Annotated in this window: 11 protein-coding genes; 1 reads left to right on the top strand and 10 read right to left on the bottom strand. The window is 68.5% G+C overall.

Annotated features, from left to right (window positions below; translation table 11 throughout):
• Window positions 1-90: 90 nt before the first annotated feature.
• The 4 genes from fba to AC1RSK_RS19875 all read right to left on the bottom strand — a co-directional run bounded on the left by fba (window position 91) and on the right by AC1RSK_RS19875 (window position 2,747).
• Window positions 91-1,173 (bottom strand): class II fructose-bisphosphate aldolase, encoded by a 1,083-nt coding sequence (gene fba / locus AC1RSK_RS19890; RefSeq protein WP_492909422.1) that lies wholly within the window; start codon window positions 1,171-1,173, stop codon window positions 91-93.
• A 123-nt stretch (window positions 1,174-1,296) separates the two neighbouring features.
• Window positions 1,297-1,680, bottom strand: a complete 384-nt coding sequence (locus AC1RSK_RS19885; protein WP_492909420.1) for a GFA family protein — start codon at window positions 1,678-1,680, stop codon at window positions 1,297-1,299.
• Window positions 1,681-1,730: 50 nt separating this feature from the next.
• Complete coding sequence (locus AC1RSK_RS19880; protein WP_492909418.1) at window positions 1,731-2,111, bottom strand: VOC family protein; 381 nt, start codon at window positions 2,109-2,111, stop codon at window positions 1,731-1,733.
• Between the two features lie 99 nt (window positions 2,112-2,210).
• Entirely contained in the window at window positions 2,211-2,747 is a 537-nt protein-coding gene (locus tag AC1RSK_RS19875; RefSeq protein ID WP_492909417.1) for a TetR/AcrR family transcriptional regulator, read from the bottom strand.
• A gap of 75 nt (window positions 2,748-2,822) precedes the next feature.
• Between AC1RSK_RS19875 and AC1RSK_RS19870 the strand changes: the two genes are divergently transcribed.
• Complete coding sequence (locus AC1RSK_RS19870; RefSeq protein WP_492909415.1) at window positions 2,823-3,206, top strand: hypothetical protein; 384 nt, start codon at window positions 2,823-2,825, stop codon at window positions 3,204-3,206.
• A gap of 155 nt (window positions 3,207-3,361) precedes the next feature.
• Here the strand turns inward: AC1RSK_RS19870 and AC1RSK_RS19865 are convergent, their stop codons facing one another.
• The 6 genes from AC1RSK_RS19865 to AC1RSK_RS19840 all read right to left on the bottom strand — a co-directional run bounded on the left by AC1RSK_RS19865 (window position 3,362) and on the right by AC1RSK_RS19840 (window position 11,682).
• Window positions 3,362-4,564 (bottom strand): phosphoglycerate kinase, encoded by a 1,203-nt coding sequence (locus AC1RSK_RS19865; protein ID WP_492909413.1) that lies wholly within the window; start codon window positions 4,562-4,564, stop codon window positions 3,362-3,364.
• Window positions 4,565-4,727: 163 nt separating this feature from the next.
• Window positions 4,728-5,735 carry a type I glyceraldehyde-3-phosphate dehydrogenase gene (gene gap, locus AC1RSK_RS19860; RefSeq protein ID WP_492909412.1) on the bottom strand — a complete coding sequence of 336 codons (1,008 nt, stop codon included), beginning with the start codon at window positions 5,733-5,735 and terminating at the stop codon, window positions 4,728-4,730.
• Window positions 5,736-5,865: 130 nt separating this feature from the next.
• On the bottom strand, window positions 5,866-7,176 hold the full coding sequence (locus tag AC1RSK_RS19855; RefSeq protein WP_492909411.1) for a S41 family peptidase: 1,311 nt from the start codon (window positions 7,174-7,176) through the stop codon (window positions 5,866-5,868).
• Between the two features lie 132 nt (window positions 7,177-7,308).
• Window positions 7,309-9,669 (bottom strand): hypothetical protein, encoded by a 2,361-nt coding sequence (locus AC1RSK_RS19850; RefSeq protein ID WP_492909410.1) that lies wholly within the window; start codon window positions 9,667-9,669, stop codon window positions 7,309-7,311.
• 88 nt (window positions 9,670-9,757) lie between these two features.
• Window positions 9,758-10,954 (bottom strand): formate-dependent phosphoribosylglycinamide formyltransferase, encoded by a 1,197-nt coding sequence (gene purT / locus AC1RSK_RS19845; protein ID WP_492909408.1) that lies wholly within the window; start codon window positions 10,952-10,954, stop codon window positions 9,758-9,760.
• Window positions 10,951-11,682, bottom strand: coding sequence for a hypothetical protein (locus tag AC1RSK_RS19840; protein WP_492909406.1), 732 nt, complete (start codon window positions 11,680-11,682; stop codon window positions 10,951-10,953). The genes purT and AC1RSK_RS19840 overlap by 4 nt, the downstream gene beginning before the upstream one ends.
• Between the last annotated feature and the right edge of the window lie 103 nt (window positions 11,683-11,785).

Raw genomic sequence — 11,785 nt, 5'->3', positions numbered from 1 at the left:
GACAGGCTCTGGGTGGGCGGCATCCGACTTCCCCACCCTGACGGCTTCGCCGTCGGTCCCTCCCCATAAAGGGGAGGGATGCAGCCGCCGCTAAGCCGGCTGCAGGCTCTTGTCGATCTTGATGGTCAGCTCGCCGCTCTCATAGCGCTTGGCCATCTTCGCCGTGCTCAGCGGCTTGATCTTGCTGGCCCAGCCCTCGGCCCCGAACTCCTCGAAGCGCTGCTGGCAGACCTTGCGCATGGCTTCCTTGGCGGGCTTCAGATAGGCGCGCGGGTCGAACTCGCCGGGCTTCAGGGCCAGCACCTTGCGGATGGCGCCGGTCATGGCCATGCGGTTGTCGGTGTCGATGTTGATCTTGCGGACGCCGTTCTTGATGCCGCGCTGGATCTCCTCGATTGGCACGCCCCAGGTCTCGGGCATCTCGCCGCCGTAGGCGTTGATGATCTCCTGCAGGTCCTTGGGCACCGAGCTGGAGCCGTGCATCACCAGATGGGTGTTGGGCAGGCGGCGGTGGATTTCCTCGATGACGTTCATGGCCAGCACCGCGCCGTCAGGCTGGCGGCTGAACTTGTAGGCGCCGTGGCTGGTGCCCATCGCAATCGCCAAAGCGTCGACCTGGGTGCGCTTGACGAAGTCGACGGCCTGGTCCGGGTCGGTCAGCAGGGCGGCGTGGTCGAGCTTGCCCTCGAAGCCATGGCCGTCCTCGGCCTCGCCCATGCCGGTCTCCAGGCTGCCGAGCACACCCAGCTCGCCCTCGACGGAGACGCCGCAAGAGTGGGCCATCTCGACCACCCGGCGGGTGACGTCGACGTTGTATTCGTAGGAGGCCGGGGTCTTGGCGTCTTCCTCGAGGGAGCCGTCCATCATCACGCTGGTGAAGCCGTACTGGATGGCGGTGGCGCAGGTGGCCGGGCCGTTGCCGTGGTCCTGGTGCATGCAGACCGGGATGTGCGGATAGATCTCGACCAGGGCGTCGATCAGCCGGGCCAGCATGATGTCGTTGGCGTAGTTCCGCGCCCCGCGCGAGGCCTGGATGATGACCGGCGAATCGACGGCGTCGGCCGCCTCCATGATCGCCAGGCCCTGTTCCATGTTGTTGATGTTGAAGGCGGGCAGGCCGTAGTCGTGCTCGGCGGCGTGGTCGAGCAGCTGGCGCAGGGTGATGCGGGCCACGGAAAACTCCTTGCGTCGGTATTTTTGATTTTGTGCGGTGGGTTTAGTCGGAGGCGGGCGCGGAGTCACCCCCGGCTGTCACGGGCGCGTGATCAAAACGGCGGCTGCCCGCAATTGCGGCCGCTACAGTCCTTCCTGCGGCAGGCCGTCGGCGATCTCGTAGTAGTCGCCCTTGTCGGCGACGAAGATGTGCTTGGCCAGTTTCAGGCCGGTGGGCTTTTCCAGGGCGCCCATGGCGAAGGCGATGCGCTTGCCGTGGATCGGGTCCCAGAACAGCTGCGAGCCGCAGGTCCCGCAGAAGCCGCGGCGGACTTTCTCGGAGGAGGCGTACCAGCGAAGGGCGGCGTTTTCGTCCTCGATGGTCAGGGCCTCCTTCGGCACGTCGGCCGAGGCCCAGAAGTGGCCGGACGCCTTGCGGCACATTCCGCAATGGCAGGCGTCGGAATGGTCGATGGCGGCGTCGGTGGAAAACCGCACCGCGCCGCAGAGGCAGGAGCCCTTGTGCATGGGTCGTCCCTGAAGAGGCGGCGCCGGCGGTCAGGCCGGCGCCGGGTTCACTAGGCCGGCAGGCGATGCATGGCGCACAGCTTGTTGCCGTCGGGGTCGCGCAGGTAGGCGAGGTACATCTTGCCGACGCTGCCTTCGCGCACGCCGGGCGGATCTTCGATGGAGGTCCCGCCGGCCTCGACGCCGGTGTCGTGCCAGGTCTTGGCCTGTTCGGGCGAGTCGCAGGCGAAGCCGATGGTGCCGCCGTTGGCGTGGCAGGCCGGCTGGCCATCGATCGGCTCGGAGACGCAGAAGATGCCCTTGGGACCCATGTAGAACATGCGGTGGCCGTCGACGATGGACGGGCCGACGCCGATCGTGGCCATCAGCTTGTCGTAGAAGGCCTTGGATTTCTGGAGGTCGTTGGTGCCGACCATGACGTGCGAAAACATTGGTGGTTTCTCCCCTTGTTTGACGGCGCGGGCTGAGGGCGACCGTTCGTTTTCAGATTTGAGGGAAGAGCGGCATTCCGGCAAGCGGGCGACGCAGGGTCAACCTCCAAACAGAGCGCTGATGTCGTCCAGGTCGGGGGCGCTCAAGGTGGCGTGGCCGGGGTCCATGACGATGGCTTGGCCCAGATAGGCCCAGTAGAGGAAGCGGGCGCGGGCCTGCGCTCTCGCCGGTGGCTGTCCGGCGGTGGACAGCAGGCCGGCGATGTAACCGATCCGGCGGGCATCGACGGCTGCGACGGCGGCGGCGACGACCGGGTCGGTGGCGGCCCAGGCGCGGATGCCACTGTCTAGCGCGGCGCCATATCGAAACCCGCCGCGCATCAGACGCTTCAGACGGTCGGGATCGGCGCCGCCGCTTTCCAGCAGCTGGATGACCTGCTCAGTGCTGCGGTCCTGCCAGGTGCGCAAGACCTCTCCGTGGAAGTCGGCGAGGTCCGCGAAATGCCAATAGAAGCTGCCGCGCGAGACGTTCAGGGCAGCCGACAGCGGGCCTGCCTTGAGGCCGCCGGGCCCTTCGGCGGCAAGGGTTTTCAAGCCATGGTCGATCCAGTCGGATTTGGAGAGGCGTTCGGTCATCGATGGACCATACACAACTGTATTGACTCGGGCGAGGGTGGCGCGCAGAGGAGGACCATACAGGAGTGTATGGACATGGATTGGCATGCGATGGCGCTGATCGGCGCCGGGGTGGTCGGCGGCGGGACCGCGATTATCCACGGGGTGTTGACGCAGAAGCTGATGGTGCGGCCGCTGCAGGCGCTGTCCGCCGATGGCCGGCTCAGCGTGGTGATTGGGCGGCTGGTGACCATGCTGCTGCAGTACAGCGCCTTCAGCTGGCTGCTGAGTGGTGTGGCGCTGGTCTGGGCGGGCCTCGCGGCGGGGCCGGAGGCGCGGCTGGCGGTCGGGGTGCTGGCCGGCGGGCAGTTCGCTTTCGCGGCGGTCGGCAATCTGCTGGGGACGCGCGGAAAGCACCCGGGCTGGATGCTGCTGGCGGTGGCGGTGGGACTGATCGGGTACGGCGTGAGTGGCGGCTGACGCACTCAAAGCGGCGCAGCAAATAATCCGGGGATAATCCGGGGACACTATATAGATTTCCGGCGATCGCTCAGGTGATCGGACCCGCATTGACGGAAATCTATATAGTGTCCCCGGATTATTTGCCCCCAACCGGCGGCGGAGGGCTGTGCGGGCTAGGCTTCCAGCGCCTCGACGCCGGGCAGCGGCTTGCCTTCCATCCACTCCAGGAACGCGCCGCCGGCGGTGCTGACGAACGTCATTTCGCCCGCCACGCCTGCATGGTTCAGCGCCGAGACCGTATCCCCGCCGCCGGCGACGGCGATCAGCTTGCCGGCCGTGGCCAGTTTGGCGGCATGGCGCGCGGCCGCGACGGTGGCGGCGTCGAAGGGCGGGACCTCGAAGACGCCGAGGGGACCGTTCCAGATCAGGGTCTTCGACTCGCTCATGGCGTCGATCAGCTGCGCCAGGCTGTTGGGCCCGACGTCGAAGATCTTGTCGTCGGCTTCCAGGCCGCCCGCCGTCTGGCTGAGCTCGACGGTGCGGGTGGCGGCGCCGGGCTTGAGGTCCTTGGCCACGATCACGTCGGTGGGCAGCAGGATGTGGCAGCCGGCGGTCTTGGCGCTGTCCAGGATATGGCGAGCGGTATCGGCCATCTCCTTCTCGCACAGCGAGGCGGCGATGTCGTAGCCCTGGGCGTAGCGGAAGGTGTTGGCCATGCCGCCGCCGATGGCCAGGTACTGCAGCTTGCCGACCAGGTTGTTGAGAAGGTCGAGCTTGGTCGAGACCTTGGCCCCGCCGACGATGCCCATCACCGGCCTCTGCGGATTGCCGAGCGCCGCGTCGAGGGCCTCCAGCTCGCGCTGCATCGAAAGGCCCGGATAGGCCGGCAGCAGGCGGGCCAGGCCCTCGGTCGAGGCGTGGGCGCGGTGGGCGGCGCTGAAGGCGTCGTTGACGTAGAGGTCGCCGAAGGCGGCCAGCTCGGTGACGAAGGCCGGGTCGTTGGCCTCCTCGCCGGGATGGAAGCGCAGGTTCTCCATCAGGGCGACGCCGCCGTTCTCCAGCTTCCTGACCACCTTGTAGGCGGGCTCGCCGATGCAGTCGTCGGCGAACAGCACCGGCTGTTCCAGCAGGGCCGACAGCGGCCCGGCGATGGGGGCCAGGCTCATCTCGGGGACGCGCTTGCCCTTGGGCCGGTCGAAGTGGGCCAGCAGGATGGTCCTGGCGCCCTTTGTCGACAGGTAGCGGATGGTCGGCAGCACGGCGCGCAGACGGGTGTCGTCGGTGATGACGCCGTCGGCCATCGGCACGTTGAGATCGACCCGGACCAGGACGCGCTTGCCGGCGAGGTCGGCGGTTTCGAGGGAGCGGAAGGGCATGGTCGGTCCGTTCTATTATCCCCGTCATCCCGGCCGCAGCGCGCAGCGCGGAGAGCCGGGACCCAGGGGCCGCCTGAGCTGGCGGCTGATACAGCGAGATCACGCACCCCCTGGGTCCCGGATCAGCCCTGCGGGCTGTCCGGGATGACGGAGGTGGTGGTCTTTAGAGGAACTTCGCCATCACCAGCGCCGTGTCGCTCATCCGCGTCGCGAAGCCCCATTCGTTGTCGTACCAGCTCAGCACCCGGGCCAGTTTGCCGTCGACGACCTGGGTCTGGGGCAGGGCGGCGGTGGAGCTGGCGGCGATGTGGTTGAGGTCGCTCGACACCAGGGGATCGGTGGTGGTGGCCAGGACACCGCTCATCGGGCCGTCGGCGGCGGCCTGCAGGGCGGCGTTGATCTCCTCGACGGTGACCTCGCGGCCGGCCACGACCTTCAGGTCGACGACCGAGACGTTGGGGGTCGGCACGCGGATCGAGGATCCGTCCAGCTTGCCCTTCAGCTCGGGCAGCACCAGGCCCAGGGCCTTGGCCGCGCCGGTCGAGGTCGGGATCATGCTCAGGGCGGCGGCGCGGCCGCGGTAGAGATCCTTGTGCATGGTGTCCAGCGTCGGCTGGTCGCCGGTGTAGCTGTGGATGGTGGTCATGTAGCCGCGCTCGATGCCGAACAGGTCGTTCAGCACCTTGGCGACCGGGGCCAGGGCGTTGGTGGTGCAGCTGCCGTTGGAGACGACGATGTCGTCGGCGGTCAGGGTCTCGTGGTTGACCTTGTAGACGATGGTCTTGTCGGCGTTATCGGCCGGGGCGCTGACCAGCACGCGGCGGGCGCCGGCGGTGAGGTGGGCGGATGCCTTGTCCTTGGCCGTGAAGATGCCGGTGCATTCGAAGGCGATGTCGACGCCCAGGGCCTTGTGCGGCAGGTTGGCCGGGTCGCGCTCGGCGGTGACCTTGATCTTGCCCATGCCGACGTCGATCCAGTCTTCACCGGTCGTCACGTTGCCGGGGAAGCGGCCATGGACGCTGTCGTAGCGCAGCAGGTGGGCGTTGGTCTCGACCGGACCCAGGTCGTTGATGGCCACAACCTCGATGTCGTTACGGCCATGCTCGGCGATCGAGCGGAGAACGAGACGGCCGATACGGCCAAAGCCGTTGATGGCGACGCGGATGGTCATGGGTGTGGGGCTCCCGCCAACGATGTTCTGAGTTGGCGGGGGGTTTTGCGTTTGGGGGGCGGGAAGTCAACCCTTGCGGCCGTCAACCCGCGTTACCGGATGTAATCCACACCCCGCCCGCATGTGATTTTCAGTCCCGGCGGTAGCGCGCGCCGGGACCGCTGGGGCCCTTCACCTCGAAGGCGACGACCTTGCCGCTGGCGTCGCGCTCGAAGACGGCGCGGCGGGTGAGGTTGACGGAGTCGAAGAAGACGTCGCCGCCGAGCGGGGTGACGGCCCAGCCGGGGCGGCCCTGGCGCTTGACCAGCATCCGGCCGCCCTCCTCGATGACCGACACCGGGCCGTAGGTTCCCAGATAGTCGGCCTTGGCGTAGGCGACCGGCGGGGCGGCCTGGGCCTTCAGCGCCTCCAGGGTCCAGCGGCTGTCCTGGGCGAAGGGGCCGTTCGGGGTTTTGGCCAGCACGGCCTCGAGGGCCAGGATGCGGGCGCGGTCGAGGGCCTCGGCGGCCGGGACGGCGACGTCCGGCTTGACCCCGCCGCCTTCCCAGTTGGTCTTGGTGATCGGGTTGATCGGAGCGCCGCGGGAAATGAAGATCGAGAAGCCGTCGCCCAGATCGGCCGGGCCGCCCGGGTTGGCCGCGCCCCCGGTGGTCTCGCCGACCACGACCGCCCGTTTGGCGGCCTGCATCGTGTAGGGGAAGGATTCGGCCGCGGAGCCGGTGCGGCCGCTGACCAGAATGAAGACCGGGACGTCGGTGCGCGGGTGGGCGTACCAGGTCGCTGGGGCCTCGCTGTCGGTCCCTTGCCGGCTGTGGAAGGTGTTGAAGATGTCGGCGCCCTTGGGGGTGAAGGCGCTGACCAGGTAGCCGACCATGGCCGGCGAGCCGCCGCCGTTGAAGCGCAGGTCGATGATCACCGCGTCGGCGCCGGAGACCAGGGTCAGGGCCGCGTCCACGGCGCGGCGGGCCGGAGCGTCGTCCGCGCCGAAATCGGCGAACTCGCTCATGTTGATGTAGCCGATGGCCCCCGGCAGCATTTCAACCTTGCCGAAGCCGTAGGCGATGCGGGCTTCCTCGGCCTCTTCCTCAGGGCTCGGGCCGGGAGGGGGGCCGCCGGCCAGGCCGCCTGGGCCGGGACCCAGGCGCCGCGGCGGGCGGTTGGGATCGAAGGTGACGGCGAAGTGGTGATCGAGCGGGCGAAGGCGGTCGGTGAGGGCCGTGGCCAGGTCGCGGGGGTCGGTCAGCGGGTCGTACTTGCCGGCGGTCGCCTCCTTGCGCAGATCGGCGGCGATGGCGCCGGCCTTGGCGGGGTCGAAGTAGAGGTCCTCGATGGCCTTGGCCGTGCGGGTGACGACCTCGCGCGGCGGCGGCGCCTTGGGCTGGGCCAGGGCGGCGGTCGGCAATAGCAGGGCGAGCGCGACGGCGGCGGCGCGAATGAGCATCTGGGGTCCCTCCGGGGTCCGGCACTTGGCCGGTCGGCGCAGGATTAGACCAGTGAATTTGCCGTAAGGTGTCGGGACTGAAACAGTGTTCGGTGAAGCGAGGGCCGCCCCCGGCGGGCAGCCCTCCGGCGGCTAGAGCAGCCAGTCGGCGGAAGCGCCGGTGACGTCGCCGTTGATCTTCATCTGGTAGTCGACCCGCCCATCGCCGGTGATATCGAGGCGCAGGGTGGTGATCCCGCCCACGAAGCTCAGGGTCATCTCGCCGGCGTGCTTGGTGAAGCCCGATACCAGGGTGAAGGCGTCGTCGGCGCCGCCGGGAACCGCGTCCAGGCCGGAGAGGTCGATGATGTCGCCCTCGGCGGTGGAGAAGTCGTAGACCTGGTCCGTTTCCAGAATGACGCTGAAACCGTGGGCGACGACGAAGGTGTCCGCCCCCAGGCCGCCGCGCAGCAGGTCGTTGTCCAGCCCGCCGATGATGACGTCGTCGCCGTCGCCGCCGTTGATGGTGTCGACGCCCAGGTAGCCGTCCAGCCGGTTGTCGCCAGTGTTGCCGAACAGCTTGTTGGCCCAGAGGTTGCCCGTTCCATCGACATTGCCCGAGCCCTGGAGTTCCAGCTGCTCGACATTGGCGGCCAGGGTCCAGGTCAGGGCGGTGCGGACGATGTCGTAGCCTTCGAACAGGCCCTCGTTGGTGTCATCGCCGATGTCATCGACCAGGAAGACGTCGTTGCCATCGCCGCCCCACATGGTGTCGGCGCCGATGCCGCCGTCGAGCAGGTCGTTGTCACCGCCACCGTTGAGGACGTCGTCGCCGACTTCGCCATAGATCTGGTCGTTGCCGACGCCGCCTAGCAGGGTGTCGTCGCCGTCGTAGCCGAACAGCTTGTCGACGCCGGCGCCGCCGTCCAGCAGGTCGTCGCCAAACACCCCGCTGAGGTTGTCGTTGCCACCCAAGCCCAGAATCCTGTCGGCGGCGAACGTGCCGGCGATGCGGTCGGCGGCGGCGCCGCCGGTCAGGGTGTTGATGGGCGCGGACGTCTGGCCGAAGATCACGTAGGCCGCGCCCTGGGCGTAGCCGAACTCCCTGGCCCCGACCAGCAGGTCGTCGATGCCGTCGCCGTTGATGTCGCCCCCGTTCGAGACTGCAGCGCCGGCGAAGTCGCTCGCCGCCTGTCCGCGAATCTCGAACCCGTTCGCCCCGTTGAGCTTGGCCAGGTCGACGACGGCGTTGAAGCCGGTGGCCTTGCCGAACACCACCCAGGCGGCCCCCGCGTCGCTGGCGCCGCCATCGGCCCTGGGGCCGCCGATGATCAGGTCAGCATAGCCATCGCCGTTGAAGTCTCCGCCCCCGGAGACCGAGAAGCCGCTCTGGTCGCCGGCCGCCTCACCGATGATCTTGAACCCGTTGGCGCCGTTCAGGTCCGCGAGGCTGCGGCTGGCGCTGCCGGCCGGGCCGCCGAACACGACGTAAGCGGAGCCCGAGTCGGTCCCGTGCGGATCGGCGTAGGGCGCACCGATAATCAGGTCGTCATAGCCGTCGCCATTGACATCTCCGGCGTTGGCGACGCTGTGGCCGGAGTTGGTCCCGGCCGTCTCGCCGCCGATCGTGAAGCCGTTGGCCCCGTTGAGGTTGCCCAGCGAGACCGCCGCCGTGAAGCTGGCTTTCCCGTAGACGACATAGGTCGCCCCCATCCGGAACTCCGGCGCGAAGGCGCTGGGGGAACCGATGATCAGATCGTCGTAGCCGTCGCCGTTGATGTCTCCACCACCGGAAACAGCGAACCCGCTGACCTTCCCCGACTCCACGCCGGTCAGGCGGAAGCCGTTCGACCCGTCGATCGAGGAAAGCTGGATGGAGGCGGGGAACCCGCCGTCACGGCCGAAGACCAGGTAGGTGACCCCATTGAACCCGTCCGCATAGGGCGCGGCCACCAGGAAGTCATCGGTTCCGTCGCCGTTCACATCCCCGGCGTTGGAAACGGCCCGGCCGGCCTGCCCCTGGTCGATGGCGCCGACAATGCGGAAACCGTTCGTCCCATTCAGCACGGAGGGATCGACATTGGCCGTGAAGGCGGAACCCTTGCCGAACACGACATAGGCGCCGCCGCTATAATTGGCGTTGTCCCAGCGGGTCCCGATCAGCAGGTCGTCGTAGCCATCGCCGTTATAGTCGCCGCCTCCGGACACGGCGAAGGCATCGGCGCCAGGGGTGGTTTCCATGACCCGAAAGCCATTGACGCCGTTGAGCGACTGCAGGCTCAACGAGGCGGAGAAGCCGCCCGCCTTGCCAAACACCAGATAGGTCGCGCCGGTGTTCGGCCCGTTGAGGTTTGTCAGCCAGGCGCCGACGATGAAGTCTTCGAAGCCATCGCCGTTGACGTCTCCGGCGGCGGCCAGGGACGCCCCGGCATAGTCGCTTACGGTCTCCCCCGTGACCCGAAAGCCATTGACGCCATTCAGGGAGCCGAGCTCCACCACCGCACCGAACGCCATCCAATCCCCCCTTACGCGTACATTACGCAAATAAAACAGAGTTGAACCGTATCCGCTCAGGGCCGCGTGTCAACGCGAGATCGGCGGATCAGCTGGATACAACCCGAACCCTGCTGGCCGCCAGGGCGGCTCGCCCCCGGGCCTCATCCGTGTCGGCGCCCCGGGCGATGGCGACGCCCATGCGCCGGCGTTCGAAGGCTTCCGGCTTGCCGAACAGGCGAAGGTCCGCGCCGGGCACGCTAAGCGCCTCCGCGACGCCCTCGAAGCCGACGCCGACCGCCTCCATGCCGCCGTAGATCACCGCGCTGGCGCCGGGGCGTTCGAGGGTCACGTCCACAGGCAGCCCGAGGATGGCCCGGGCGTGCAGGGCGAACTCGCTGTAGGTCTGGGTGGCCAGGGTGACGAGGCCCGTGTCGTGCGGGCGGGGGCTGACCTCGCTGAACCAGACGTCGTCGCCGCGCACGAACAGCTCGACGCCGAACAGGCCGCGACCGCCCAGAGCCGCCGTGACCTTGCCGGCCATGTCGCGGGCCCGCTCCAGGGCGAGGGGGCTCATCGCCTGGGGCTGCCAGCTCTCGACATAGTCGCCCTTGACCTGGCGGTGGCCGACCGGGGCGCAGAAGCTGGTCTGGACGTTTCCGGCGGCGTCCAGCGAGCGGACGGTCAGCAGGGTGATCTCGTAGTCGAAGGCGATCCGGCCCTCGACGATGACCTTGGCCTCGGCGACGCGGCCGGCCGACAGGGCGTAGGCCCAGGCGGCGGCGATGTCGGCCGGGGTCTCGACGTAGGACTGGCCCTTACCGGAGCTGCTCATCACCGGCTTGACGAAGCAGGGGAAGCCGACCTTGGCGGCGCCGGCCGCCAATTCGGCCTGCGTGGTGGCGAAGGCGTAGGGGCTGGTCGGCAGCCCGAGCTCCTCGGCGGCGAGGCGGCGAATGCCTTCGCGGTTCATGGTCAGCTGGGTGGCGCGGGCCGTGGGGATGACCGTGGCCAGGCCATCGGCCTCGATGCGGGCCAGTTCGTCGGTGGCGATGGCCTCGATCTCCGGCACGATCAGGTGAGGACGCTCGGCTTCGACGAGGGCGCGCAGGGCGGCGGCGTCGGTCATCTGGATGACGTGGCTGCGGTGGGCGACCTGCATGGCGGGCGCATTGGCGTAGCGGTCGACGCCGATGACCTCGACCCCGAGGCGTTGAAGTTCAATCACCACCTCCTTGCCGAGCTCGCCGCAGCCGAGCAGCATCACCTTGACGGCGTTGGGGGCGAGGGGGGTGCCGAGTTTCATTGGTAGTGCTTGGCCTTCTTGGCTGCGTCGATGGCGTTGGTCAGGGCCGGCTTGGCGCCGCGCGCCTTCAGCTCGTCGGTCTTCATGATCACCGTCTCGCCGCAGGCGGCGACGACGTGGGCCAGACCGGTCGGAGCGATCGCGACGCCCTGCTTCTTGGCGTCGATCCACAGGACCAGGGAGAGGTCGCCGTCCAGCACCTCGTCGCAGTCGCGCTCGGCGCGCTGGGCCTTGGCGGCGGCGCGGTAGTACTCGAGCAGGGCGGGGGCCTTGGTGGCCCCGATCTGGCTGCCGTCGCCGGCGTCGATCAATTCCTCGGGCGCGATGAGTTCGGCCGGCAGGTAGTCGGCCCAGGCGATCGGCCGGCCGGTTCCCAGGTCGTAGGTCAGGGCCAGCTGGGTGATGTTGGGATGGGCGCCGCCGCATTCGGCGTAGTCGCTGGCCAGCAGGCTGAGGAAGGGCTCGCCGGTCATCGGGGCGGTGATGGCGCGCTCCCAGCTGTTGGGGGCCTTGCCGCAGTCCTTCATGGCCTTCTTGGCGCGGGCGTCGGCGCGGCCCAGGGCCTGGTTGATCTTCTCGATCTTGGGGCCGGTCGGATTGACGATGCGCGGGAAGGCGTCGGTGCTCTCGCCGAGCGGGTTCTGGCCCTGCAGGCCGATGCCCCCAGCAGCGAGGGCGGGCAGGGCGAGGGCGGAGGCGACAAGGAAGGCGAGGGTCAGGCGGCGCATGGTCAGTCTCCGAGCGGATCACCGGCGACGGGGCAGTAAAACCGGGGACACTATATAGATTTCCGATCACCGGCGTTTCCGCGCCAGTCAGGAGCGCGGGAAA

The organism is Caulobacter sp. GW821-FHT11A05, assembly GCF_058809015.1.
The sequence above is the reverse complement of the archived record's forward strand: the minus strand, read 5'-3'. Positions and strand labels throughout refer to the sequence as shown.

What these genes read in the sequence shown, in the direction of transcription:
- AC1RSK_RS19885 (WP_492909420.1), bottom strand. Translation starts at nt 1,680, where the DNA reads ATGCACAAGGGCTCCTGCCTCTGCGGCGCGGTGCGGTTTTCCACCGAC.
- AC1RSK_RS19880 (WP_492909418.1), bottom strand. Translation starts at nt 2,111, where the DNA reads ATGTTTTCGCACGTCATGGTCGGCACCAACGACCTCCAGAAATCCAAG.
- AC1RSK_RS19875 (WP_492909417.1), bottom strand. Translation starts at nt 2,747, where the DNA reads ATGACCGAACGCCTCTCCAAATCCGACTGGATCGACCATGGCTTGAAA.
- AC1RSK_RS19870 (WP_492909415.1), top strand. Translation starts at nt 2,823, where the DNA reads ATGGATTGGCATGCGATGGCGCTGATCGGCGCCGGGGTGGTCGGCGGC.
- AC1RSK_RS19865 (WP_492909413.1), bottom strand. Translation starts at nt 4,564, where the DNA reads ATGCCCTTCCGCTCCCTCGAAACCGCCGACCTCGCCGGCAAGCGCGTC.
- gap (WP_492909412.1), bottom strand. Translation starts at nt 5,735, where the DNA reads ATGACCATCCGCGTCGCCATCAACGGCTTTGGCCGTATCGGCCGTCTC.
- AC1RSK_RS19855 (WP_492909411.1), bottom strand. Translation starts at nt 7,176, where the DNA reads ATGCTCATTCGCGCCGCCGCCGTCGCGCTCGCCCTGCTATTGCCGACC.
- AC1RSK_RS19850 (WP_492909410.1), bottom strand. Translation starts at nt 9,669, where the DNA reads ATGGCGTTCGGTGCGGTGGTGGAGCTCGGCTCCCTGAATGGCGTCAAT.
- purT (WP_492909408.1), bottom strand. Translation starts at nt 10,954, where the DNA reads ATGAAACTCGGCACCCCCCTCGCCCCCAACGCCGTCAAGGTGATGCTG.
- AC1RSK_RS19840 (WP_492909406.1), bottom strand. Translation starts at nt 11,682, where the DNA reads ATGCGCCGCCTGACCCTCGCCTTCCTTGTCGCCTCCGCCCTCGCCCTG.